Source organism: Paenibacillus sp. J22R160 (assembly GCF_059692135.1).
In genome coordinates, this window is record NZ_JCAUAU010000007.1 from 196,297 (window position 1) to 221,003 (window position 24,707).

Below are 24,707 nucleotides of genomic sequence, written 5' to 3' on the forward strand. Positions count from 1 at the left end.
ACGGAGAAACCGTATCAGATTAAAATGGTTCAAGTATTCCCTGCGAATTAATGGAACAGGTCGACTAGTACTTTGCATTCGCCGCCATCGGATGTATAATATAAGTTGTAACGATTACGTTTTGAGAGTAACTATTAAATCCTAAGGGGTGGAACATATGGCAATGTCTTTTGATTCTTACATGAAAGATATGGTTAAACCGATGAGGGAAGATTTGACTCGTCTGGGAATTACGGAGCTTCTGACTCCGGAGCAAGTGGACGAAGCGATTGAGAAGTCCAAAGACGGCACGATGCTGCTGGTTATCAACTCCGTTTGCGGATGCGCAGCAGGTCAATGTCGTCCTGGTGTAGCCAAAGCGCTTCAAAATGATACACTGCCAACGTACACATACACTGTGTTCGCGGGTCAAGAGAAGGATGCAACTGCGAAGGCTCGTGAATATTTGGCACCATACCCGCCATCATCCCCATCCATCGCATTGTTCAAGAACGGTGAGCTTACTCACTTCATCCAACGTCACCAAATTGAAGACCGTTCCGCAGATATGATCGCTGGCGATTTGATCGGTGCTTTCAACGAATATTGCAAATAAGGAATAACGACCCGCTATTGCAGCTGATGCATGCGGGTCTTTTCCTTTTTATGGGCAGAAAAATGCGATTATTCTTTGAAATTTCGGAGTTGAAAGTCTATACTAGATTTCAAAGAAGGTTGGTTTGACACTATAGAAAAGGTGGAGAGAGGCATGAGTTTGCAAGCAGAAATTATCGCGAAGCTTGGCGTTAAGCCGGAAATTGATAGTGACGAAGAAATCCGCAAACGTGTGGACTTTCTGAAGAATTATGTGCTTGGCGCGAAAGCAAACGGCCTGCTGATCGCAATCAGCGGCGGAATCGATAGCGCTGTAGCGACAGGTTTGTGCAAGCAAGCGACGGACGAGCTGACTGCGGAGAAGGGCACCGAGTACAAGACGGTTGGCGTGTTTCAACCATACGGTCAGCAAGTAGACATCGAGGATAGCTACGCGGTGGCCAAAGCGTTCGATTTGAAATATCAAATCGAGAACAATATTGAAGAAGCTGTCGACGAAATCGCCATTGAAGTCGAGTACGGGCTCAAGCATATCGGCGTTCACCAGCATGTGAGCCGTGGCGGCAAAGGCAACATCAAAGCGCGGACGCGCATGGTGATGCAGTATGCACTTGCCTTTGAACTGGGCCTAATCGTTGTGGGCACAGATCATGCCTCCGAAGCGGTTACCGGATTCTTTACCAAATATGGCGACGGCGCCGTCGACATCACACCGCTGAGCACGCTAAATAAGCGGCAAGTGCGCGCTCTTGCAGCGAAGCTGGGCGTTCCGCAAAGCGTGCTGGACAAAGCCCCGACTGCCGGATTATGGGACGGTCAGACGGACGAGAATGAGCTCGGCATTACATATGGCGATAACAGCGACTACCTGGAAGGCAAGCAAATCGATCCAGCGGTCCAAGAGAAGCTGGAGAAGCAGTATCTCAAAACGGAGCATAAACGCATTCCTATTCCGGGTATTTAAGCACGTAAATAAATACCCCCGGCCTTCTCAGGTCGGGGGTTGTTTGTATGCTCAGAAGCAGATCATCGGAGGAGTGACCGTGTGACCGAAATACGTTAGCTGGAAAATCTGGCGTTAATTCTACTCTGAAATGGGTGTTTATTCCAATTAACTGGATAAAGTACCGCTAAATTAGTAGAAATCTACTTGTTTGAGCCTAAAGCTTAATATTAACGGGAGAAATTCCTGTTAATTGCTCAGGTGGCGATCCTATCAAGAATTTAGCGGTAGGAATTCCATCTATTTGAATTTGCGGGACAGCGAGCAGGTGCGAAACCTAAGGAACGCGAACTCCACGTGAGCTCTCAAGCAGCGTATACCACTCTTCGCGTGTCATATTTTCAGAAACGCGGATCGCATCTTGGCAAGCCAGTATGCGCTCAACAGATGAAGTGCCGATGACCGGCTGAATGCGAGCCGGATGCTTCATTAACCAGCCGAGTACGATGGCTTCTAGGCTTGTTTCTTTCTCGGCAGCTAGCTTCTGAACGAGGGCTGCGGTTTTTACGACGTTGTCCGGCGCATCTTCCAACACTTTGCCGGAGAAAATGCCTTTCGCCAGAGGGCCCCATGCCTGAATTTGAATATCCGCCATCTGGCAGTGCTCTAGGATGCCATCGGCGAAGTTGACGCCTACGCCGGCTTTTTGATTGACAAGGATACCTTGTTCAATCCAGTCCAGGCGAGCCAAGCTCAGTTCCAGCTGGTTCACCACAAGCGGTTCCGGCAAGGAATTTTGAATGAAGCGCATTTGCGCAGCGGTCATATTGGAGACGCCGAAGTGACGCACTTTGCCGGCAGAACGCAAAAGATTAAAAGCTTCTGCAATCTCTTCCGGTTCCATAAGCGGATCTGGACGGTGTAGCAGCAGGACATCCAGGTGCTCCACGCCTAGACGGCTGAGAATGCCATCGACTGCGGGAATCATGTGATTTTTGCTAAAATCAAAACGCTGTGGATTCGCATCATCCTGGAAACGAATGCCCACTTTGGATTGAAGAATGATTTGATCGCGAAGATCAGGTCTTTGCTTAAGGACTTCCCCGAAAACAACTTCGGACTTTCCTCTTTTATAAATATCCGCATGATCGAACATGGTGATGCCAATGGAAAGCGCAGCTTCCACAGCTTTCTCGGCAACGATATAGTCTTCCTTAGTCAAGGGAGCTGCCGTCCAATCCCCGCCAATGCCCATACATCCAAAAGCAATTCGGCTATTCGATATTCCACGTTTTTCAAGTGGCATTATTCTCATATAAGTAGGCCTCCCAGCTCTTAATCTATGTACAGTATACGCCTAGTTCCTGCTTGGCAGAAGAACTGAAAATAGGGTAACTTACTTACCTGGAAGTAACTAGAAGTGATTTGGAGGTGGTTAGGAAGCAGTGTGGAAATACTTTGAAAGTGACTCGGAAGTTACTTGGAAGCAGCTTGGATGTAACTAGGAACCACCCTGTAAGCATGCTGAAAGTAAAAAGATCCCCTTGACCATGAGGAACGAATCGTGTACAGTGGACGCAAAACATGGCAAGAAAAGTGGTGCTCACGAGCGATGATTATTGGCGTCGGAACGGATTTAGTGGAAATTGCGCGAGTGCGCAAGATGCTGGAAGGATCAGCGGGCGAAAGGTTTCTGGAGCGGATTTTGACACCTCAGGAGAGAGAGCTTGCGCAGAAACGCCGAGGGCGGTTAGCGGAGTTTGCTTCCGGCCGTTTTGCGGCGAAGGAAGCGATTGTCAAAGCAATCGGCTGCGGCATTGGCAAGCAGATTGGCTTTCAGGACGTAGAGGTGCTGCCCGATGGGCTGGGCAAACCGGTATGCCACGTGCGCGAAGAAGCGCTGCAGCGGGCAGGCTTAATAGGCAGCCAGCGCATCCATATTAGCATTACGCATACGGAATCGATGGCTGCCGCCTATGCGATTGTGGAGCAGCTCTAGGGCTGCTATTTTTTGGAGCCGAGCCAGTCGCTCAGCAGGCCGATTTCTTCCTCGGACAGCTTACTGCTGTACGCAGGCATGCCGCCGCCGCCATTTTTGATCTGGCCGGTGATTTGCTCTTTGGTCATTTGGCTGCCGACCTTCTGCAAATTGGTCTTGGCGCCGGCTCGGCCAGCCAGATCAACGCCGTGGCAGCTGATGCACTTGTTCGCAGTGAAGAGCTCCTGCGCCTTCACGAACGCAGGGTTGCTCTCGCTTGCTGCGGTGGCGACCGGAGGCTTCGGTGTGGCTTCGCCACTTGAAGCCCCGCCGCACGCGGCTAACGCGAGCACCATCGGCGCCACGAAGAGTGCGCCGATTCGCCTCCGCCATGCTGTGCGCAGCATGGCTTCTTTGCTTTGTCTCATAGCGAGTGTCCTCCTATTTGCCGCTGAAAGTTCGCCTTACACTTCTGTGAATCATGTAAAAGGTACATCAAAATCTACATCCATGCCTCGATTTGATTAATTTCCTGTATTTTGTACATCTAATTTCGTTCAACAAGCTTTAATCGAGCCAATTTTGCGAAATTACCTGTAGGTTTTGCAGGTCTTTTTCTCTAAATGACTAATCCCTGCGAAATTACCTGCACTTTCTGCAGGTCTTTCTCCGGATACCTCCACGCAGCTTCCTAGTTCTGCCGCCCCCAAACGCGCAGCATATATCCGCTCACGATGAGACTGATGCCGCCCATGCCTTCGAGTATGACGGCGGAGTACCCCAAATACCACACGCCCATCACAGCGGATAGGGCGAACAGCCACAATCCCAAATAAATCAATGGTCTGCCCAGCAGCAGCCCAATCTGTACAAATCCGATCGCGAGAATGAATGCTCGCAGCACAGGGGCGAATAGTGGCCCAATAGCGCCAATTGCCTCGAGCAAAGCGATAGCGGCAATCAGCATCACGCCTGGCAGTAACAGCAAAGCCGGGTGACCCCAGCCGCTTTGGTCCTTCAAGCCCTCCCCGTCAGCTCGGAAATCCTTCCGCAGACTCCATAGCTGCACTAAGCTCGCTACGACAGCCGTAAGGAGAGCGGCTTGTTTGAGCCAATCCAGATCGTGCCAATAGATTGCTATATCCACAAGCGCACTGAATATCCACTCCGCACCCCAGATGAAAAGTAAAGGGAGGAGGGCGCGTGCTTCGCCGATCCATATTTTCCTTTTATGTACTTGCTTCTCGTTTTGCATACATTCACCTCTAGTTTTATGTTCCGCAATTCTCGTATAATGGAGTCATGTCCATTCATTCATTATAACTGGAACGCGCCCTATAGAGAAGGAGAGCTCATGTACAGTCAAGAACAAATGCTTTATTTTTCCACAAATTTACTGGATTGGTACCATACGCACAAACGTGATTTACCATGGCGAAGAAGTAAAAACCCTTATTATATATGGATTTCCGAAGTCATGCTGCAGCAAACCCGAGTGGATACGGTCATTCCTTATTTCCATCGGTTCATCGATCAATTTCCAACAGTAGAAGCCCTTGCGACTGCACCTGAGGAGAATGTACTGAAGGCCTGGGAGGGGCTAGGCTATTATTCGCGTGCAAGGAATCTTCAAAATGCGGTGCGCGAAGTTCACGAGCGTTATGGCGGCGTCGTGCCGCAGACGAAAGAAGAGATTTCATCGTTAAAAGGTGTTGGGCCCTATACGTCTGGAGCGGTTCTAAGCATTGCCTACAATAAGCCGGAGCCGGCTGTAGACGGTAATGTCATGCGCGTGTTGTCGCGATATTTCCTCATTGAAGAAGATATCATGAAGCCGGCGACTCGGACCCGCATGGAGAAGCTGGCGCGCGAGCTGATTCTGGAAGGAACGGCGAGTGACTTCAATCAAGCGCTGATGGAGCTTGGGGCTATGGTATGTACGCCTCGGTCGCCGCACTGCTTGACGTGCCCAGTCATGGCGCATTGCTCTGCGCGTGAAGCCGGCATGGAGGAAGCTCTGCCCATCAAAAAGAAAGCCAAACCGCCTCGTCCTGAGCTGCGGGCAGTGGCTTTAATTGAAGGCACGGGTGAGAATGAGGGCAAATGGCTGATCAGACAGCGTCCGCAGGAGGGCTTGTTAGCCCGCATGTGGGAGCTGCCGCATGTGGCGTGGGAGCCTGAGGGATGGCTCTCCGATGAGGAGAACAAGGATGTGCTGCGCAAGGCGCTTGCAGATCAGGAGCAAATCATCATTCAGCCTGGCGAATGGTTCATGGATACAGAGCATATTTTCAGCCATATTGTTTGGAAAATGAAAGTTATTCGCGCTAAGCTGACCAGCTTGAGCCATCCCACAAACGGGGGGGAATGGATTCCGTTCCATTACCGCTGGGTAGGCCCGGATGAGCTGCAGCAGTACGCTTTCCCGAATGTGTTCATTCGAATTATGAAAGAGTGGCAGGAGAGCAGCGAGTAGGCACTCTCTGCTCCATCGCTCCTAATCCTCTGGATTTAGCGAATCTCGGCCTTAATAGCTTCCACATTGATTAATGTGATTAACTTTTTATCAATATGTATGAGTTCATCGTCCTGCAGCTCTTGCAGCACCTTGGTAACGGACTCCCGCACGGTGCCAACCATATTGGCGAGCTGCTGATGAGTCAGTTTGACATCAATCAGCAGGCCGTCCTGTGCAGGAACACCATGCTGCTCAGAGAGGCGGATGATCGTTTTAATAATTCGTGAGCGTACACCCAGAAACGTTAGATCGTAGATTTGGTCATTGGCTTGACGCAGTCGCCCCATAGTGGTTTCCAAGAGCTTTAAGCATAGCTTAGGGCTCTTTTCCATGTATTGCACGAAGGAGGTGCGCTTCAAAGCATAGAGTGTGCAGGCTTCCAGCGTTTCTGCAGTTGCCGACCGGGTAAGACCAGCGCTTATCAGAGACATTTCACCAAAAAAATCCCCGTCCCGAAATAAAGCCAGAATGATTTCCTTGGCTTCATCCAACCGATATATTTTGACGACACCTGATTTGATAAGGAATAACTCCTCGCCTGCATCGCCTTCCAAGAATAGAATGCTGCCCTTCTTCACTTTTTTTTCTACAAATAAAGGGGCAATACCTAATAAATCGGTTTGTGAGAGTTCTTGAAAAAGAGGAACGTTTTGAAGTAGGGGGACGATTGTTTTCACCTTGCTCTCATCTCATTTCAGGATAATATTGGTTACCGTTATCGTACTACTTTCCCGAAAAACCGTAAACAACTTCCGCCATTAATAGTCCCTAAGGAGGATATCTTTAGGTCACCACAGGGTGGCTCAAATGAAAAAGGGCTGCCCCCAAGTAGATAGATCTACTCGTAGGACAGCTCCTTGTATGGCTAGCTTATTTCGCAGCGTCGTAACGCTTGCCAACTTCAGCCCAGTTCACAACGTTCCAGAACGCTGCGATGTAATCAGGACGTTTGTTTTGGTAGTTCAGGTAGTAAGCATGCTCCCAAACATCAAGTCCAAGGATTGGCGTTTCGCCTTCCATGATCGGGCTGTCTTGGTTAGGCAAGCTGTATACTTTCAATTTGCCAGCTTTGTCAACAGCTAGGAAAGCCCAGCCGGAACCAAAGCGTGTTGTTGCTGCTGCAGCGAAGTCAGCTTTGAATTTGTCAAAACCGCCAAGCTCGCTTTCGATAGCTGCTGCAAGCGTACCTGCAGGTGCTCCGCCAGCTTCTGGTCCGATAACTTCCCAGAACAGGGAGTGGTTCGCGTGTCCGCCACCGTTGTTGCGAACAGCAGTGCGAATATCTTCAGGAAGGCTGTTCAGGTCAGCAATCAGATCGTTAAGGGATTTATCGTGCAGTTCAGGGTGCTTGTCCAAAGCTGCATTCAAGTTAGTCACGTAAGCGTTATGGTGACGATCGTGGTGAATTTCCATCGTTTTAGCATCGATGTGTGGCTCAAGTGCATCGTTCGCATAAGGAAGAGCTGGTAGTTGATGTGCCATTGTATAAATACCTCCTAAAATTATGTAGATTCAACTTCTTCATTATGAAGGAATTTCGATAATAAAGCAACATCTATGTTTACTAAGTCAGACGCCGCGACGTTCGATTTCCTGAATGACTTGACTGTGGATATGGGTGCCCTGCTCACTCAGCCAAGGGGATAAATCGCTCATTTGCCTGTGGCTGTTGTGGAGCTCAATCTCCGTCCATTCACTGGGCTTTATCGTGCTGAGTACTTGGAAGTCGCGGATTTTCCGCGGATACTCTGAATTGGATTCTGAATTGGATTCCTCGTGGGTAGACATGGTTTCACCTCGCATTCCTCCTATATACTCCGAAATTTTTCCACTTTTTATACACAGCTAATTACAGAAAACTGAATTTCTCTGGTCCAGTAAAATAAGCATGAATAATCCATGGAAATTCAAGGGAAAATGAGACGACGACAATGGATGAGGTAAGAGGGTGTACATGATGAGTTTTGTTCGCCGATTATTTCGTTGGACGAACCGAATATTCATTCAAGCGGCCGAACCGGGGCAGAACAGTAATATTGCACAAGCGAGTAATTCACTGCATTCAACTCTTACAGAGAATGTAAAGTCACTGCAGATGATTTTTAACAAAACACCGGATTTGGTCATCCGTACATTTATTTATAAACAAACCGATAGTCAAGCGGCACTTGTGTATCTGTCTGGACTTGTAGATAAAAATTCCATCAACAACAATGTCTTGCGTCAGCTCATGTTTCACAATGTAGATACAGAGGGCGAGCTGCCTGTAACGCTTGGACTTATGAGCACCATCGTGACATGGGAGCAGATAGAAACATCTATTTTGCACGGGTATAGCGTCCTATTCATTGATGGACTTCCTCAAGCCTATGCCATGGATACGCAGGGCTGGCCGCAAAGGGCGATTACGGACTCGCAGATCGAAGCGTCATTGAAGGGAGCTCACCAAGGCTTTGTCGAGACTGATGCTCAAAATATCGCCTTAATTCGCCGGTATATTAGCAGCACGGAGTTGAAAATCAAAGAGTATTACGTAGGCCGAAGAGCCAAAAGCAAGGTTTCTATTTTGTATTTAGAAGATATTGTTTTGCCCGAACTTTTGGTGGAGATGGAAAATAGACTTACGAAGCTGGATGTGGATTGCATTTTAAATACAGGAGAACTAGCGGAGTATATCGAGGATAATGCCTTTTCTTTGTTTCCGCAGTTTATTACAACAGAGCGTCCGGATACAGCTGCCTCTCAAATTTTGCAAGGAAGAATTTGCGTTGTGTTAGACCGCTCGTCGAGCGTCTTGATTGCACCGATGAGTCTCGTCTCCTTCTTCCAAGGTATTGATGATTACAGTATGCGCTGGCCTGTTGCGACTTTTCTTCGGTTGCTGCGCATTTTGGCATGCTTTGTTGCCGCATTCTTGCCAGGTATCTATATTGCCTGTATTTCTTTCAATCATGAGGTGATTCCCTTAGATCTCATATTATCGATCGGTGAATTCAGGGCTGCAGTTCCGTATCCACCGCTGATCGAGGCATTAATCATGGAGATTATGCTTGAAATGCTCCGTGAAGCCGGCATTCGATTGCCAGCTCCTGTAGGCCAGACGGTAGGCATCGTGGGTGGGATTGTCATCGGACAAGCGGCTGTTCAAGCCGGGCTCGTCAGCAACCTTATGGTTGTGATCGTGGCATCCACGGCGGTGGCTTCCTTCATCCTGCCTAACTATGACATGGCCTCTTCCATTCGGTTAATTCGATTTCCTATGATGATTATTGCCTCTATTTTTGGCATTGTCGGGATCATAGCGGGATACATGGTTCTGATCGCGCACCTCATTAATGTAAAATCACTTGGTCAGTCCTATACCTCACCTATTGCCCCCATACGTCTAGGGGATTGGAAAGACAGTTTCGTACGTCTGCCATTGTGGAAGATGGTTATGCGCCCCCAAAGTATAAGAACTCTTCAGAAAAAGAAGATGGCTCCAAAACGCGCAGAAGGTGATGACAACTAATGCCACAGACAGGAAATACCTATATAAACAACAAAATAACGCGTTTACAGTTTATCTTTTTGATTCATGGGATGCAGGTAGGGGTAGGCGTGATAACGATGCCATCTGATTTGGCAGGAATTAGCGGTACAGATGGGTGGATCGCAATTTTTGGGGGCTGGGTATGTTCTGTTGTGGCGAGTCTGGCTATGATCCAGGTCATGGAAAAATACCCTAATGGAACCGTTATTCAGTTGGTGAGGCATTACTTTGGCAAATGGTCCGGCACCCTTTTAACGATAATCTTTGCGGCCTATATGATGATGTTCGCCTATTTAATTTTTGGCAGAATGGCTTTACTCATTAAAACGTGGATTATGCAGCAATCTTATACTTATGTACTCATGTTGTTGTTTGTTGTGCCAGCCTTTATGGTCGTGAAGGGAGGCGTTCGAAGTTTAGGACGTTTCGCGGAGGTCGTGATTTTAAGCACCATATGGATGCCGTTCATCCTGCTATATGTATTTAAGGAGGCAAATTGGATCAATCTGCTTCCGGTTCTAAAAGAGGGTTGGATGCCGGTCTGGCATAGTGTAAGCTCGACGATCCTCTCCTTCTTGGGATTTGAAGGCGTGTTGTTTTTTTACCCTTATTTAGAAAATAAAAAGTCAGCTTCCGCCAGCGTGGTAATCGCTAATACCCTAACTCTTGCGGTGTATTTATTTGTAACGATCATTTGTTTTGTTGTCTTCAGCCCGGATGAAATCACCCAGTACCAACTAGCACCGCTTTCCGCTGCGAAAATCATCGAATTTCGTTTTCTGGAGAGATTCGATATTATTTTTTTATCCGTGTATGTACTCCTTATTTGTAAAACGTGGTTTCCAGCTCTTCATATTGCCGTACAATGCACGGAGCAATTGGTTGCAAAAGGGAAAACGAATGCACATATGATCGTTCTGCTGGCTGGCATGATCGTGCTTACCTTCTTTTGGGATCTGAGTTGGCACCAAAGTAAAGTTTGGATCACGCGTTTTAATCAGTTTGGAGTGGGTGTAGCGTACTTGCTTCCCTTTGTTTTATGGGGACTTCTTATCATGAGGAATTGGATAGTGAGGTGGCGGAATTGATGCGGGTTCGAAGAGCAATGCTGCTCCTGATCGCCATGCTGTTGGTACTTCCAGGATGTGATGATCGGACTGACTTGGAGGATATTTCCCTTCTTCTTATGTTGGGTATAGATCTGGACAAGGACAATAATCTTGTATTTTATTCTTCAAGTCCTGTCTTCAATAAGGAAGCGAAGGAAAAAAATGAGCAAACCAAGGTGTATTCCCCGACCGTGAGAGGAGCGAGAAACGAATTGGATGCTCGTGTTTCAGCGCTTATAAGTTCTGGTAAAGTCCAAAGTATTCTTGTTGGATCGCGCGTTCTAGAGCACGAGGGATGGCTCAAGATGCTGGACATCTGCTTCCGAGATTCCAAATCGAATATTCTGGCGAAGGTTATTGCTGTTGATGGTCCAGTTGAGGATATTATTTTCTTTAAGCCCCTGAATAAAAGGAGGCTTCCTTTGCATGTGGCTACGCTTATTGATACAGCAAAGGAGAGAAATCTGATTGCGGCGACAACACTCCATAATCTGCACAGTCAGGTGTATGAAAAGGGAATAACGCCATACCTCCCGCAATTGCGCAAAAATGGAGAAATTGTCGCGACGGGGACCGCACTGCTGAATAAGAAAGGAAAATATGTAGCTAGGTTGAACGCGAGAGAAAATCAACTTCTGCTATTGCTGCAGGGAGGGATAGAAGGCAGTCTTTCCTATTCCCTTCAATTGCCGGAAGAGAGCAGGGACGACCTTTTTTCGGAAGGTGCGGTCACTTTTTATATCATGCATTTCACGAGGAAAGTGAAGGTGTCTTATTCACAAGATCAATTCCATTTTGATATCGGGCTGACTCTACCTATTTTCATAACGGAGAAGTTATTCGCTTTGGATGTAGAGAAGGAAGGGAAGAAACTGGAAAAGATGATCAAAACGCAATTGGACAAGCAGATGAAAGAACTCATTGACAAGTTTCAGCAGCACCAAATCGATCCGATCGGACTTGGTTTGTTCGCACGTGCACATCAATATGAAGAATGGAAGAAGGTAGATGATCGTTGGGGGGAGGTATTTGCCAAGGCAGAAGTAAATGTGCATGTAAATGCGATAGTTAAGGATGTAGGCGAAGTTAAGTAGGGTAAGAATAGAGCCATCCTGCCAGGGCAGAATGACTCTATTCACTTAGCTAAAGGTCGGAAGACAAACTTCGACCGTTGTTCCCTCATTTTCTTTACTGAATACGCTTACCGTTCCGTTGTGACTTTCAATAATTTTTTTGCTGACCATGAATCCAAGGCCTGTTCCTTTTTCCTTCGTTGTATAGAAGGGCTGTCCAAGCTTAGTTAAAATGTGCTCGGGGATTCCGCAGCCATGATCGATGAAGCGCAGAATCAGGCTGTTCTCGTTCTGTGTTTTCACTTGAATGAGGAGGGTTCCGCCAAGTTCCATAGCCTCTATCGCATTTTTAATAAAATTGATGCAAACCTGCTTCAACTGATTCTGATCGCACAAAATCGGAGAAAGATCTGATTCACACTCCGTTATGATTTCGACATTATTAAGAATTGCTTGGGATTCTAACAAGGTAGTTACTTGCGCCAGAAGATTACGAATATCTTTGCGATCGGAGTGGATCATTTGAGGCTTTGCCAAAATTAGCAGCTCGCTGAGAATCATTTCGATGCGCTCGATCTCCGATGACATAATCTCGTAATACATTTTTTTATCGGAAACCCCCGATTTTATGAGCTGAATGAAGCCTTTAATCGCTGTGATCGGATTACGGATCTCATGGGCGATTCCCGCAGCTAATTGACCAGCGATAGAGAGCTTCTCCGAGTTAATTAGCAGTTGCTCGGCCTGTTTCTTTTCCGTAATGTCGTGACAGGTGCCGGCTATGCCAATAATTTGGCCCGTAGTGTCATGAATAGGAGATAGCGTCGTGCTCACATCAACCAGGGTTCCATCTTTGCGCATTCTAATCGTTTCGAAACCGATGACCGATTGCCCCAATAGAACTTGCTCGTGAAGCCTCTTTGTTTGATCAACGAGATTCGGTGGTGTGATGGGCAGCGTATGATTAATAATTTCTTCGGATTCCCACTGAAAAAGCTTGCCGAAAGCTGCATTGACTTCAACGACCTTCGCGTCACGGTCAATGACCCAGATCGCGTCCCCGTTGTTTTTGATGAAGGACTCAAGTCTTTCCTTGGTCGCGCACAGCTCATCTTCGGCTTGTTTGCGTTTCGTAATATCCCGGCCGACGGCGACTATTTTTTCGACATCGCCGTCTTCATTGCGTATCATTTTGACAGTCGTTTCGAACCAAACGTAATGGCCCTGTTTATGACGAACACGGCATATAAACATGTCGACATCCGAATTTACAAGGAGACAGCGCTGATCCAAAGCGAGCAGATCATCCGGATGCCAAAGATCCATCATTTTGCTGCCTACGATTTCGTCCATTTCATAGCCGAGCAGATTCCGAATAGCAGGTGAAATGTGACGCGTTACACCGTCTGGAGACGCAATCGTAATGATATCCAGCGCATGATCTGAAATCATATGGTATAGCTCATGGATTTGCTCCAGATGTTTCAACATATTGAATCGGTAGTGTAGATCCTTATCATGAAGAAGGCGTTCTTTCTCCCGCAGCTCGATTTCCGCATGCTTTTGATCGCTGATATCGATAATTTGAGATACGAAAAATGGGGAGTGACTATCCTCATCGTGGGCAAGGGAAACAGCCAATAGGGACCATACGATACGTCCGTCTTTATGAAAGTACCTTTTTTCCATTTGGTAGGAATCCCGTTTGCCTGCAAGCAGTTCTGTCATTAATTGTAGATCAAGGACCAAGTCCTCGGGATGGGTGATTTCCTGAAAAGTAAGGGTGGACAACTCCATCTCTGAATACCCTAAGATGGAGCAAATAGCTGGATTAGCTTTGAGAAAGCGCCCATTGGGTGCAACGAGAACCATGCCGATCGGAGCATATTTAAAAGCTTGTATAAATAAAGATTCATTTATTAATCTTTGGTCTATGGACATGGCTAAAACTACCTCCGCTAAGGGCTTAACTCAAGATTCCAATGAAGTGTTCTACCAGGGAAGGGCTTATTCCTGCCTCTACGACTTATAATTTAGGTGGAAAGTCTTAGAGTGAGGCGAAGATTCCTCTTAAACTGACAGTTCTTTACATTGCTTCTACCAAATTATACAATTGTCGCAAACTCATTTATGTACGGAGCTGCCCGCAATGATAAATAATTCGAGAAAGAAATTCCGCTTAAGTCCTCCTCAAGTGCTCGCTATTGGGTTTGTTTTAATCATATTCGTTGGGTCTATCCTGCTGTCTTTGCCCGTTTCCTTAGCGGGGGAAGGCCAAATGACATGGACAGATGCTTTGTTCATGTCCACCTCTGCCACTTGTGTAACCGGTCTGTCTGTGATCAATACAGGCGCGCATTTATCAGCCTTTGGGGAAATTGTACTCATTTTTCTTGTCCAAATTGGCGGTCTCGGTTTTATGACCATGTCCACACTCATTGCACTCGTTCTGCGTCGACGTATCTCCTTCCAGGAGCGTCTCATTCTGCAGGAAGCGATGAACCATGAGTCCACGGAAGGAATCGTCCGGCTTGTTCGAAAAGTATTGATATACGCGCTCTATATTGAGCTTGCTGGTGCTGTACTATATGCGATTCGCTGGTCGTTTGAGATGCCTATCGGGCAGGCGGTATACTTCGGCATTTTCCACAGCATCTCGATATTCAACAATGCCGGCTTCGATCTATTTGGCAGCTTGCCTGACCGGCCGGGGAGTTTGATGCATTATGTCGAAGATCCTTTCATCAACATCGTCTCTATGCTCCTTGTCATTCTAGGCGGAATCGGATTTATCGTGATTTCCGACTTGCTGACCTATCCTAAGAATAAAAAGCTTACCCTGCACAGCAAGGTGGTGCTCAGCGCTTCTGCGGGGCTAATCTTCATCGGTGCTCTGGTCATCCTTATATTCGAGTTTACGAATACGCATACGCTGCAGCCGCTCTCCGCCATGGGCAAGCTGCTCAGCTCGCTGCTGCAGTCCGTTTCGTCACGTTCAGCAGGCATTAATACCATCGATATTCCCTCGATGCGGCAGGCGACGCAGTTCTTCGTCATTATCATGATGTTCATCGGGGCTTCACCCGGTTCCTCCGGAGGGGGCATCAAGGTGACGACCTTCGTCATTCTTGTCGGCGCGGTAATCGCGATGATGCGCGGCAATGAGGAAATCGTGCTGTTCCGCCGGCGCATTTCGAAGGATCGGATTTATAAAGCGATTACGTTTACGCTGCTGTCCTTTTCATTAATTGTCATTAGCACGATTGTTCTTACAATAACAGAGAGCTACCCGTTTCTTGGCGTATTGTTTGAGGTCACATCGGCTTATGCCACAGCGGGGATGTCGATGGGACTAACTTCGCAGCTGACGGAGTTTGGCAAGGTATTTCTTGTTATTCTGATGTTCATTGGGCGGCTTGGACCCGTTACACTCGCCTACATTTTGATTCCACTGCCGGAGAAAGAGCACTTCCGCTACCCGGAAGGGAAGATTACGATTGGATAGCTGATTGTATATGGAGCCTTCAACTGGGAATAGTAAGGTAAAACTTTTCCCGATTGGAGGTTTTTTCTATCGTGTTCTTATTGAATGTTTGTACGTGTTTGATATCCGCTCTCGCAGTGGTTTCCTTGAGAAAGATGCCGAGGCTTTTTAACCGTTTCGAAAAGTGGGTTTACTACATGGTTATCTTAATTGCGATTGAACAGCTGCACTCAGCGATTTTAGATAATTTCAAATTGATCCAATTTACGGAATCGTATTCGGCCTTTTTCTTTTATAAGCTCAATCAACTTATTATTTTCCCGATTGCCACCTTGTGGCTGCTCGTCCCTATTTTTCAAACGAATACACGGTTTCTGATCAAAATCCTCTATATAAGCATCTGGTTTTCAGCCTTAACCGGCTCTTATCATTTATTTCAGCTCTTTGGTATTTTGAAATTAACGGGGTGGAACGTCGGTTATTCCGCAGTAATCTGGTATATCGCTTTGTTGGAGTCAACTTGTTTCTGTCTGGTTTTTAGAAAAATGCTTGGAAAGTGTGACGGCCATGATCCTGTATCCACCTGAACGCTTTGATATCAATGAGTGGTTCACTTTGATTTCACTCGCTGTCACATTAATCTTCGCTTTTCTACTTCCCAAACGTTTTTCTCCAGTTGCAATTACCGTGTATACTGTGTTTACAGTATTTATATCTCAGTCGGTTGATTCGCTGATTGCCGTTAAACCTTTTGATATGTACGACGTAAGTGATAGCTCCAAGTATGAGTTGATGGACATTGTTATCTACTATATTAGCTATCCTCCATACACCTACATCTTTTTGTACTTTTATGATAAATGGAAACTTAAAGGCATAGCCCGAATGGGTTATGTGGTCATATTCTCGGGGATGTCCGTGTTTTTTGAATGGCTGGCTAGCCTCTGTCACGTGTTTACGTATAATGGCTGGAAGCTTTGGTATTCACCTTTTGTGTATCTTGTCGTGTTTACGTTGTACATTTTTGTATATCATCTAACACAGAAATTTTTGAGGGAGCGTGCAGCGGGGAGCCACTGAAATCAAGTGGCTTCTTTGCTTTGTTGATTTAAAATTTCTACTATCGGGATAAAGATGATAAAATAAGGTTATCGTTTCGCGGTTGTCGGGAGAGACAAGGAGAAGTGGGAAAAGCACTTACGTGCAGAATGAAGCATTTGGAGGGGAAATGAAATGGAGTTTTCTTGGAAGCGAAATCTGGTTACATTATGGATCGGCGTTTTTTTCTGCGGGATGGCTTATACCATATCGGTTCCATTCTTGCCGATATTCCTGCACACAGAGCTCGGAATTGATAAAGGGCTCGAAGCATGGTCGGGCATTACATTTGGCATTACTTTTCTAGCCAGCGCTTTAATTGCACCCTTCTGGGGATCACTTGCTGACAAATATGGTCGCAAGCCGATGCTCATTCGTTCAGGGTTCAGTTTAAGCGTTCTTTATTTCGCGACGTTTTTCGTGCACGATCCTTATCTGTTCTTAGTTGTCCGCATATTGCAAGGGCTGCTGGCCGGGTTCGTTCCGGCCTCCATTGCGCTGGTTGCCACGAACACCCCGGAGAAAGAAGTCGGTTATGCCCTCGGCGTTATGTCTACGGCGGGAGCTGCAGGAAGCGTGATAGGCCCGCTGGTTGGCGGTTTCGTCAGCCATTGGGTAGGGAACAGGGAGTCCTTCCTGGTCTCCGGCTGTGTCGTACTAGTTGCGGCTTTCATTGGGCTGTTCGGAGCCAAGGAAAAAAACTTCAACCGCTCGGCCGTGCGTTCCGGCGTCTGGGATGACTTGAAATCGGCTGCGCACAATCAATCATTCATGATAATCCTCGGTGTCACCATGCTGGTGGCTACCTCAGTCATGATCGTTGAGCCGCTGCTTACCATCTATGTCCTCCAAATGGGAGGCACCCAAAGCTCTGCGTCCCTAAACTCGGGCATCATCTTCTCAGCGGTTGGCGTAGCGACAGTTATAGCAGCACCTCGATGGGGCAAGCTTGGGCAAAAGCTCGGCTACTCCAAAACGCTGTTCATTGGCCTTCTAGGCGGAGGAATAGGTAGTCTGCTGCAGCTGGGCACTCATCATTTGTTGGCATTCGGTATTTTGAGATTTAGTTACGGGCTGTTCTTCGCGGCCGTCTATCCGGCGTTAAATGCTTTGATTGTGAAGTTTACAGATTCCAGCTTTCGAGGCAGGGCCTTCAGCTTGAACCAGTCTGCAACGCAGCTGGGGACGATGAGCGGACCAATCATTGGCGGCTTCTTGGGCGGCTGGATCGGGATTCCTCTCGTTTTTGCCATCAACGGACTTGCGCTGATCGGCGTGGCATTTTTCTACAAATATCGCGGCCCGCAAGCGGTCGTTACAGAGTCGACAGCGACTTAGCTAGCATCGAAGCCTGACGGAGTTTGATCCGTCAGGCTTTTATTTGTTGGTGGCGGTACGGTGAGTAGCATGATTGGATAGTGAAAGTTGGGGAAAGTAGCTAGGTATCAAAACCTGGCGGAAGTCTGATTGAAGCAAGGGGGGTAACTCACGTAAAGGGAACTATGGTCCGTTATTTCTTAGAAAAGGCACATTTTCAACTTGGCAAGGGAACTACAGTCCGCTATTTTGGCCTATTTTACCTGAAAAATATGCCTTGGAGCCCGGTTAAGACCTTGTAGTTCCGCTCATAGAGGAAACCCCCTCGTTTTCCTCCGAATAGAGGACTCCAGCTCCCTTAATCCCCGAACGATGCTAAATCGTTGCAGTGTCCAACATCGTATGCGACATCGATCTGCGCATCGATCCACGCGCAATTTGGTGAAAACGCTTGCATTTAAGCGCTTTCAAGAGGTTTTTAGTAAAAAACAAAGATTTTTGTGAATTTTAACACATTTTCAGCAGGATTCCGTCCTTTTTTGTCGTATTTACTAAATTACCATAAAATTAATCCTAACAAATTCATAGGGGATTGGGAGAGAACCGTATGCATGTTCGTTCATTTCAGCTTGGTGATACGTCTTCGGTGACATCACTTTTGCAGGATGTTTTGTCGGAAACCTGCTATGAGGAAACGATGGAAGCATTTGCTCGTCAACTTTCTTGGGATACGGAGCTTGTGCTAGTTGCACAAGAAGAATCAGAAATCGTGGGCATGATTATTGGCACCATCGATAACAACAACGGCTATTACTATCGAATTGCAGTTGCCACAGAATATCAGCGAAAAGGTATCGGAAAAGCTTTGATCGAAGCAATGAAAATGAGGTTCCTCCAACGGAACGTGAACAAAATTATGGTAACGGTGGACGTCCATAATGAAGTCGTACTTCCTGTGTATGAGTCTGCGGGTTACAGTACATCTGATTTTTCCCGTGCTGCGCATCGTTTGAGCATTGTGAAGAAAGTCAGCGTGTAGCCACGGAGTAACGCAGTGAAATTTGAATACATGTGGATCTAGGGAAGCATATCTGTGCCGCCATTGCATTTGGGGGTCAGATATGCTTTTCTATATAATAGGGGAACTTATCGGCAGCTATCAATAGAGGAGCTTTGAGACATGGATAATTTCGCGCCGTATGTGATAAAAAGCTTCAAACATGACGGACATCTGCACCGGATGTGGCTCACGAATTGGCGGGTGCCGCCGCACATCCTGCATGCCGACCATCTCCAGCAAGACATGATGGTGTTTATTAACAGCCAGACGAAGATTCAGGAAGCTGACGGTAAGGAATGGGTCAGCCGTATTCCTGGCGTTTCTTTTTTTATTCCTAAGCAATGGTTTAACATTGTTGCCCTTATTGAAGATACAGGCGTGAGATATTACTGCAATGTGGCGTCTCCTATGTATGTGACGGGGCAAGTGCTAACTTATATTGACTACGACCTTGATGTGATTCGAATGCCGGATCGTTCCGTGCATATCGTAGACCAAGATGAATATGAACGTCATAAACTGAATTATCACTATTCAACACTTGTGGAGTCAAAAGTGAAGGATGGACTTGCCGCCATTCTGGAACTGGCAAGTACGGACAAGTCGCCATTTCAAGATGACTTGGTGATGCATTATTACGAGCAGTGGGAAAAGCATAGGAACGGAGGAGCATAAATGAGCTTCTTTGTAGGCCGCAATGAATCGAATCAAGCAGCTTCACAGCCCAGAAATGTCAAACAGGCAGAGGTAAGAAGCCTCACCCATGAGCTGTGGGATTGGACGAAATCCATCCTCGTAGCTCTTCTTGTCGTTATTCTTGTTCATCAATTTGGATTTAATTTATCCACGGTTCGGGGACATTCGATGGATCCAACGCTGCAAGAGGGAGAATGGCTGTTTGTGAACAAGGCGATTACGTACTTTAAATCGCCGCAACGCGGTGAAATCGTCATCCTGAAGGAGACGGAGGAGTATGCCTTTACACACCACCCTTTCTTAGTGAAAAGGGTCGTAGCCGTTGGAGGCGACGAGGTCAAAGGCCGAGGCGGCGCTTTGTATGTTAACGGCGAGAAGGTCGACGAGCCGTATACGGATTCGCCCATCGAGGACGGCGATTTTGGCCCGACGCAGGTTAGGGAGGGCCACGTCTTCGTGATGGGCGATAACCGCCATGCGGCGGCGAGTGCGGACAGCCGCAGGTTTGGGGAAGTTCCGGCCAGCCTGATTCAAGGCCGGGCCGAGTATGTGCTGTGGCCATTCGCAATGGCCGCTAAGCTTTAAGGTAGAAACGAACGCATAAGAGAGGTGAGGGTGTTTTGGCGGTTTCCATCGTCGCAGCGTCAGAGACAGATATCAGAAAACTACAGCAAGAGATCGTGGAAGCCGCGCCGTCCCTCGGTATAGATAAGATCGGCTTCACGTCAGCTGAGCCGTTCACAGAACTGAAAGACATCCTTCTCCGTCACCGGGAGAAGGGGTTTGAATCCGGCTTCGAGGAGCCGGATATCGAGAAGCGGGTACATCCCGAGCTGAGCTTCGACGCGCCGCGGTCGATCATCTCCATCGCGGTGGCGTACCCGTCGAAGCTGGCCAACCCGCCCCGATCCGAGCCAGGGGCGTATCGGGGGATCATTTCGCGCTCCTCTTGGGGGAGCGACTATCATGATGTGCTCCGCGACCGGCTCGCGAAGCTGGAGGCTTTCATCGCGGAGCGCATGCCTGACGCGCGATTGCAAAGCATGGTCGACACCGGCGTGCTGGTCGATCGCGCTGTCGCGGAGCGGGCCGGCATCGGCTGGTCCGGCAAAAACTGCGCCGTCATTACCCCGGAATGGGGCTCATGGGTCTATTTGGGCGAAATCATCACGAATATTCCGTTTGGACCCGGTACGCCGATGATGGATCAATGCGGCGACTGCACGATCTGTATCGACGCTTGTCCCACAGGGGCGCTTGTTGGCCCAGGACAGCTGAACTCATCTCTCTGCATTTCTTTTATCACACAAACGAAAGGATATGTCGATGATAAGTATAAGCTTAAAATCGGCAACCGGCTCTATGGCTGTGATACCTGCCAGATCGTCTGCCCGAAGAATAAGGGGATGAACTGGACGCATCATCCGGAGTTCGAGCCTGACCCTGAGAAGGTCAAGCCGCTTCTAATTCCCTTGCTCACGATGTCGAACAAGGATTTCAAAGAGCAGTACGGACGCATCGCGGCGTCCTGGCGGGGCAAAAAGCCCATTCAGCGCAATGCGATTATCGCGCTGGGGAACTTCAAGGACAGTTCCGCTGTGCCTGTCCTTACTGAGCTGCTGCACAAAGATCCGCGGCCTGAGATTAGGGCAACGGCTGCGTGGGCGCTTGGGCGCATAGGCGGCGATGATGCCGCTGCTGCTCTGGACAAAGCCCAAGGAGCAGAGCAGGAATCAGCTGTGCAGCAAGATATTGAGAAGGCGATCACGGCTATTCAGCAAGCACATCAAACCAATCAAGCAAGCTCGCATATAGGGGAGAAGAATCCGACATGACACAAGATCAACAAGCTGCTTCGAACGTTCTGTTCTATACGGAAGTTGCTACGCCCATTGGCGCGCTCGTTCTCATTACAAGCTCTAGAGGACTGTGCCGTGTTGCCTTCGGCACTATGACTCAGAATCAAGAGAGCTTGCAAGAGTGGATCTCCCGTTGGTTTGGCAAGGGGACGGAGCTCCAAGAGGATGCAGCCAACCTGGCGCCAATCGTGCATCAGCTGGAGGAGTATTTTAGCGGCGAACGCTTAGGCTTTGAGGGAGAACTGGATTTGCAGGGAACGGAGTTTCAGAAAAAAGTTTGGACCGCCCTGCTTGCCGTCCCATACGGAGAGACAGTTTCCTATAAGCACATTGCTGAGGCGATTCAATCACCGAAAGCCGTCAGAGCGGTCGGCGGCGCGAATAATAAAAATCCGATTCCAGTCATCATTCCATGCCATCGCATCATTGGCGTAAGCGGCGACCTGGTGGGTTATGCCGGAGGATTGGACATGAAAATACATTTGCTTGATTTAGAACGCGTAGAACGCGTAGAACGCATAGAACACAACGCATAGAACGCATATGAACGCCAAGAACGGCCGAATATGAATCCAAACAATAACTAACCGTGGAGTGATCCTATGAAATATGTACATTTGGATTCCGTTGAGTCGGGTCAATATTTAGGTCGCACGATATTTGCCAGCAACGGTTCAATTTTGCTTTCTGAAGGCGTGCAGTTAACCGTATTCATGATCAATACGCTCAATCGCATCGGTGTTACGATGATCTATATCAAGGATCCGAACTTGGAAGATGTGGAGATTCCTGAAATTATTTCAGAAGAAACGAAACGAATCGTTATGCAGCAAATGGGGCAAACCTTCGCGGCACTCCAATCCGGCAAGGAATTTAACTCTCGCGCTATGAGCATTTCGATCAACACCTTGTTAGATGAGGTGATGAAAAATCGGGATGTGCTCGTCCAACTGACCGACATTCGGACCAAGGATAACGAGATGTACGTACATGCTACCAACGTCTGCATGATGGCGGTGCTCGTAGGCATTAATATGGGGTTCAATGAGAGTCAATTGAAAGAGCTTGCCGTAGGCGCCCTGCTGCATGATGTGGGGAAGGTTGAGCTCACCTGTGACGATGAATCTTCTGACCTCAGGAAGCACCATACTTGGCGCGGGTTTGAGCTTTTGAAAAACAAGCGTGAGTTCAGCTTACTTATTGCCCATGTCGCTTTCCAGCATCATGAAGAATTAACTGGCCAGGGCATTCCAAGAGGCTTAACCAGCGATGAAATACATATTTATGCCAAAATTACAGCTGTTGCGAACATGTACGACAACTTGCTCTTCGATACATCCTTGGGACGCCGAATGCTTCCTTATGAGGCATGCGAGCATATGATGGCGCTGACGGGGACAAAGCTGGATCGAGAGGTTTTGATTCAATTTTTGAAAACCGTATCGATCTATCCGACTGGGGCTTCGGTTCGTCTATCGAACAGGGAGACTGGCGTCGTTGTTGGTCAGCATCGCGGATTGCCGAGCCGTCCGATTGTCCGAATCGTCAAGCAGGATCAGATGGATAGGGAGCTGGATATTAAGGAAGTCGATTTGGCCAAACATACGACGATATTTATTGAACAAGTTCTATGATTTATGACCAAGTCATTTGTAAAGCGATAAGTAGAAATGGTATGATAAGGCAAGCAATCTAACCAATTAACACTTGCAGGGGGCAACGTTATGTGGAGTTATCTTATTCCTATTCTCACTTTGATTGTGGGCTTAGTCGGGGGATTTTTTATCGGTGTGTTTTATTTGAAAAGGCAATTGGAATCTATGCAAAATAATCCCGAGATGCTGGCCAAAATGGCCAAGCAAATGGGCTACAACATGAATAAGCAGCAATTAAACAAAGCGCAGCAAATGATGAAAAACCAAAAGTGGAAATAATACAGGGGTGTGAATCCCCTTCAAAGGGCTTTGCTGTCTAACCGTACAATCGGCGGACAGCAGGAGCCCTTCGTATTATAGTCAGGTTTTGTAAAATTAGGACATACCAGTACGATTCAGAGGTGGCTAGTCGATGGCAAGCAACAAAGACCGCATTCTGGAAGCTGCGATGGATCTATTTCATGATCATGGCTACCAAGGAACGGGACTAGAAGACATTTTGTCGAGCAGCGGGGTATGTAAAAGCAATTTTTACTATCATTTTAAAAGCAAAGAAGAATTGGGATTAAAGGTAATTCAGCGTAAGGTAGATGAAATGCGGCAATCAGTGTTGGAACCAAGTCTGGGCAATACTAAACTATCGCCTAAGCAGCGCGTGCTGGAATTGTTCGAACGCATGTTAAGCTTCTGCGATGAGAACGAGTGCCGTAAGGGATGCTTTTTCGGGAACTTGGCGCTAGAGCTTAGCGATTGCTCAGAGGAGCTGCGTAAGCCGCTCAGCCGCTTTTTCAGCGAGATGGAGTCAGAGATTGAGGCCTGTCTGAAAGAAGGACGCAGACAAGGAGAGCTATCGCTGCAGGGGCTAGCCCCTGTGGAGCTGGCTGCTCCTATCGTTTCCCTTTGGCAAGGCGGGATGCTGCTCACCAAAACGCATAAAGACAGCAGGGCTATGAGAGACGGGATCAAGGTTTTGACAGTCTGCATGGGTTAAAGGATATGAATGAGGAGAGTGGAGTAGTTGGCATCAGTCGAATACAAAAATGCGAGAGTAGCTGAGAATCGTGAGTTAATTGAACAGCATGTGCGGGAGATTTTGCGATTGATCGGGGAAGATGTGGACCGCGAAGGTTTGTTGGACACACCTGCTCGCGTAACGCGCATGTATGAAGAAATATTTTCGGGCTATGAGGCGAACCCGCGTGACGTTCTTGGGGTAACCTTTGATGAGCAGCATGAGGAGCTTGTGATAATTAAAGATATTATCTATTACAGCCAATGCGAGCATCATATGGCGCCATTTTTCGGCAAAGTGCATGTTGGGTACCTGCCGAGTGGCAAAGTTGCGGGGTTAAGCAAATTTGCTCGTCTAGTCGATGTAATAACACGCAAATTGCAGGTGCAGGAGAGAATAACGTCTGAAATCGCCGACATTCTCGATGAAGTACTGAAGCCGCATGGCGTGATGGTCGTTGTAGAAGGCGAGCATATGTGCATGTGCTCCAGAGGCGTCAAAAAGTACGGCAGCGAGACGATCACATCGGCTGTGCGCGGTTCTTTCCGTTCGGATTCAACGCTGCGCTCTGAATTCTTATCTTTGATTAATAGGTAATTAGCGTGTAAAAGGGGTGTGCATGGAGACAATCGTCTTGTGCAGCATCCCTTTTTTTGCGGGGAATGTGCACGCATGGCTTGTTGCCGAATGGACGAATATAGTATTCTTTTATAAATAAATAGCCCCAGGGTGACTAGCGTACATGCTATAGCATAAACTGATGATAGCAAGTATACAAA

General features: G+C 47.6%; 27 protein-coding genes. 20 read left to right on the forward strand and 7 right to left on the reverse strand.

All coding sequences use genetic code 11. From position 1 onward, the window contains the following. Positions 1 to 157: 157 nt before the first annotated feature. Both AC58UW_RS17820 and nadE read left to right on the forward strand, forming a co-directional pair. Positions 158 to 595 (forward strand): BrxA/BrxB family bacilliredoxin, encoded by a 438-nt coding sequence (locus AC58UW_RS17820; protein ID WP_145669054.1) that lies wholly within the window; start codon positions 158 to 160, stop codon positions 593 to 595. 153 nt (positions 596 to 748) lie between these two features. Then, positions 749 to 1,558 carry an NAD(+) synthase gene (nadE, locus tag AC58UW_RS17825; RefSeq protein WP_497421958.1) on the forward strand — a complete coding sequence of 270 codons (810 nt, stop codon included), beginning with the start codon at positions 749 to 751 and terminating at the stop codon, positions 1,556 to 1,558. Between the two features lie 316 nt (positions 1,559 to 1,874). On the opposite strand, the gene AC58UW_RS17830 is transcribed toward nadE, so the two are convergent. Then, entirely contained in the window at positions 1,875 to 2,852 is a 978-nt protein-coding gene (locus AC58UW_RS17830; RefSeq protein WP_497421959.1) for an aldo/keto reductase, read from the reverse strand. A gap of 297 nt (positions 2,853 to 3,149) precedes the next feature. On the opposite strand from AC58UW_RS17830, the gene acpS reads away from it, so the two are divergent. After that, a complete protein-coding gene (gene acpS, locus AC58UW_RS17835; protein ID WP_497422028.1) occupies positions 3,150 to 3,536 on the forward strand; it encodes a holo-ACP synthase in 387 nt (128 codons plus the stop codon). A 5-nt stretch (positions 3,537 to 3,541) separates the two neighbouring features. On the opposite strand, the gene AC58UW_RS17840 is transcribed toward acpS, so the two are convergent. Together AC58UW_RS17840 and AC58UW_RS17845 are read right to left on the reverse strand one after the other, a co-directional pair. Next, entirely contained in the window at positions 3,542 to 3,943 is a 402-nt protein-coding gene (locus AC58UW_RS17840) for a c-type cytochrome (RefSeq protein WP_497421960.1), read from the reverse strand. Positions 3,944 to 4,206: 263 nt separating this feature from the next. After that, the gene (locus AC58UW_RS17845) at positions 4,207 to 4,770 is read right to left on the reverse strand and encodes a hypothetical protein (RefSeq protein WP_497421961.1); all 564 of its coding nucleotides are present in this window, start codon (positions 4,768 to 4,770) and stop codon (positions 4,207 to 4,209) included. 99 nt (positions 4,771 to 4,869) lie between these two features. Here AC58UW_RS17845 and mutY point away from each other — a divergent pair, with 99 nt between their 5' ends. Further along, positions 4,870 to 5,991, forward strand: a complete 1,122-nt coding sequence (mutY, locus tag AC58UW_RS17850) for an A/G-specific adenine glycosylase (protein ID WP_497421962.1) — start codon at positions 4,870 to 4,872, stop codon at positions 5,989 to 5,991. A 35-nt stretch (positions 5,992 to 6,026) separates the two neighbouring features. On the opposite strand, the gene AC58UW_RS17855 is transcribed toward mutY, so the two are convergent. The 3 genes from AC58UW_RS17855 to yfhS all read right to left on the reverse strand — a co-directional run bounded on the left by AC58UW_RS17855 (position 6,027) and on the right by yfhS (position 7,821). Continuing rightward, positions 6,027 to 6,710 (reverse strand): Crp/Fnr family transcriptional regulator, encoded by a 684-nt coding sequence (locus AC58UW_RS17855; protein WP_497421963.1) that lies wholly within the window; start codon positions 6,708 to 6,710, stop codon positions 6,027 to 6,029. Between the two features lie 193 nt (positions 6,711 to 6,903). Continuing rightward, positions 6,904 to 7,515 (reverse strand): superoxide dismutase, encoded by a 612-nt coding sequence (locus tag AC58UW_RS17860; protein WP_497421964.1) that lies wholly within the window; start codon positions 7,513 to 7,515, stop codon positions 6,904 to 6,906. An 87-nt stretch (positions 7,516 to 7,602) separates the two neighbouring features. Further along, positions 7,603 to 7,821 carry a mother cell protein YfhS gene (gene yfhS, locus AC58UW_RS17865; protein ID WP_497421965.1) on the reverse strand — a complete coding sequence of 73 codons (219 nt, stop codon included), beginning with the start codon at positions 7,819 to 7,821 and terminating at the stop codon, positions 7,603 to 7,605. Between the two features lie 166 nt (positions 7,822 to 7,987). Here yfhS and AC58UW_RS17870 point away from each other — a divergent pair, with 166 nt between their 5' ends. Genes AC58UW_RS17870 through AC58UW_RS17880 form a run of 3 tightly spaced genes read left to right on the forward strand, consistent with a single transcriptional unit; the run spans position 7,988 to position 11,768 of the window. Further along, the gene (locus tag AC58UW_RS17870; RefSeq protein WP_497421966.1) at positions 7,988 to 9,544 is read left to right on the forward strand and encodes a spore germination protein; all 1,557 of its coding nucleotides are present in this window, start codon (positions 7,988 to 7,990) and stop codon (positions 9,542 to 9,544) included. Then, on the forward strand, positions 9,544 to 10,653 hold the full coding sequence (locus tag AC58UW_RS17875; protein WP_497421967.1) for a GerAB/ArcD/ProY family transporter: 1,110 nt from the start codon (positions 9,544 to 9,546) through the stop codon (positions 10,651 to 10,653). Before AC58UW_RS17870 ends, AC58UW_RS17875 begins: the two co-directional genes overlap by 1 nt. Continuing rightward, entirely contained in the window at positions 10,653 to 11,768 is a 1,116-nt protein-coding gene (locus AC58UW_RS17880; RefSeq protein ID WP_497421968.1) for a Ger(x)C family spore germination protein, read from the forward strand. Before AC58UW_RS17875 ends, AC58UW_RS17880 begins: the two co-directional genes overlap by 1 nt. Positions 11,769 to 11,813: 45 nt before the next feature. Here AC58UW_RS17880 and AC58UW_RS17885 read toward each other — a convergent pair whose 3' ends face one another. Further along, positions 11,814 to 13,688: a PAS domain-containing sensor histidine kinase gene (locus tag AC58UW_RS17885; RefSeq protein ID WP_497421969.1), complete on the reverse strand. Its 1,875-nt coding sequence runs from the start codon at positions 13,686 to 13,688 to the stop codon at positions 11,814 to 11,816. Positions 13,689 to 13,896: 208 nt separating this feature from the next. Between AC58UW_RS17885 and AC58UW_RS17890 the strand changes: the two genes are divergently transcribed. The 13 genes from AC58UW_RS17890 (at position 13,897) to folE (ending at position 24,525) form a co-directional block, all read left to right on the forward strand. Further along, positions 13,897 to 15,252 carry a TrkH family potassium uptake protein gene (locus AC58UW_RS17890; protein ID WP_497421970.1) on the forward strand — a complete coding sequence of 452 codons (1,356 nt, stop codon included), beginning with the start codon at positions 13,897 to 13,899 and terminating at the stop codon, positions 15,250 to 15,252. Between the two features lie 176 nt (positions 15,253 to 15,428). Beyond that, entirely contained in the window at positions 15,429 to 15,818 is a 390-nt protein-coding gene (locus AC58UW_RS17895; RefSeq protein WP_497421971.1) for a hypothetical protein, read from the forward strand. Continuing rightward, positions 15,799 to 16,311, forward strand: coding sequence for a hypothetical protein (locus AC58UW_RS17900; protein ID WP_497421972.1), 513 nt, complete (start codon positions 15,799 to 15,801; stop codon positions 16,309 to 16,311). Before AC58UW_RS17895 ends, AC58UW_RS17900 begins: the two co-directional genes overlap by 20 nt. A gap of 153 nt (positions 16,312 to 16,464) precedes the next feature. Then, positions 16,465 to 17,667 carry an MFS transporter gene (locus AC58UW_RS17905; RefSeq protein ID WP_497421973.1) on the forward strand — a complete coding sequence of 401 codons (1,203 nt, stop codon included), beginning with the start codon at positions 16,465 to 16,467 and terminating at the stop codon, positions 17,665 to 17,667. Between the two features lie 586 nt (positions 17,668 to 18,253). Next, the gene (locus AC58UW_RS17910) at positions 18,254 to 18,685 is read left to right on the forward strand and encodes a GNAT family N-acetyltransferase (RefSeq protein ID WP_497373911.1); all 432 of its coding nucleotides are present in this window, start codon (positions 18,254 to 18,256) and stop codon (positions 18,683 to 18,685) included. A 141-nt stretch (positions 18,686 to 18,826) separates the two neighbouring features. Then, positions 18,827 to 19,381 (forward strand): DUF402 domain-containing protein, encoded by a 555-nt coding sequence (locus tag AC58UW_RS17915; protein ID WP_497421974.1) that lies wholly within the window; start codon positions 18,827 to 18,829, stop codon positions 19,379 to 19,381. Continuing rightward, the gene (lepB, locus tag AC58UW_RS17920) at positions 19,382 to 19,987 is read left to right on the forward strand and encodes a signal peptidase I (RefSeq protein ID WP_497421975.1); all 606 of its coding nucleotides are present in this window, start codon (positions 19,382 to 19,384) and stop codon (positions 19,985 to 19,987) included. Between the two features lie 47 nt (positions 19,988 to 20,034). After that, positions 20,035 to 21,237 carry a tRNA epoxyqueuosine(34) reductase QueG gene (queG, locus tag AC58UW_RS17925; RefSeq protein ID WP_497422029.1) on the forward strand — a complete coding sequence of 401 codons (1,203 nt, stop codon included), beginning with the start codon at positions 20,035 to 20,037 and terminating at the stop codon, positions 21,235 to 21,237. Further along, positions 21,234 to 21,797, forward strand: coding sequence for a methylated-DNA--[protein]-cysteine S-methyltransferase (locus AC58UW_RS17930; protein WP_497421976.1), 564 nt, complete (start codon positions 21,234 to 21,236; stop codon positions 21,795 to 21,797). Before queG ends, AC58UW_RS17930 begins: the two co-directional genes overlap by 4 nt. Positions 21,798 to 21,863: 66 nt before the next feature. Beyond that, a complete protein-coding gene (locus tag AC58UW_RS17935) occupies positions 21,864 to 22,895 on the forward strand; it encodes an HD-GYP domain-containing protein (protein ID WP_497421977.1) in 1,032 nt (343 codons plus the stop codon). Positions 22,896 to 22,985: 90 nt separating this feature from the next. Beyond that, positions 22,986 to 23,195 carry a YneF family protein gene (locus AC58UW_RS17940; RefSeq protein ID WP_047687552.1) on the forward strand — a complete coding sequence of 70 codons (210 nt, stop codon included), beginning with the start codon at positions 22,986 to 22,988 and terminating at the stop codon, positions 23,193 to 23,195. Positions 23,196 to 23,328: 133 nt separating this feature from the next. After that, positions 23,329 to 23,907 (forward strand): TetR/AcrR family transcriptional regulator, encoded by a 579-nt coding sequence (locus tag AC58UW_RS17945; RefSeq protein WP_497421978.1) that lies wholly within the window; start codon positions 23,329 to 23,331, stop codon positions 23,905 to 23,907. 27 nt (positions 23,908 to 23,934) lie between these two features. Beyond that, on the forward strand, positions 23,935 to 24,525 hold the full coding sequence (gene folE / locus AC58UW_RS17950; RefSeq protein WP_497421979.1) for a GTP cyclohydrolase I FolE: 591 nt from the start codon (positions 23,935 to 23,937) through the stop codon (positions 24,523 to 24,525). Positions 24,526 to 24,707 lie beyond the last annotated feature (182 nt).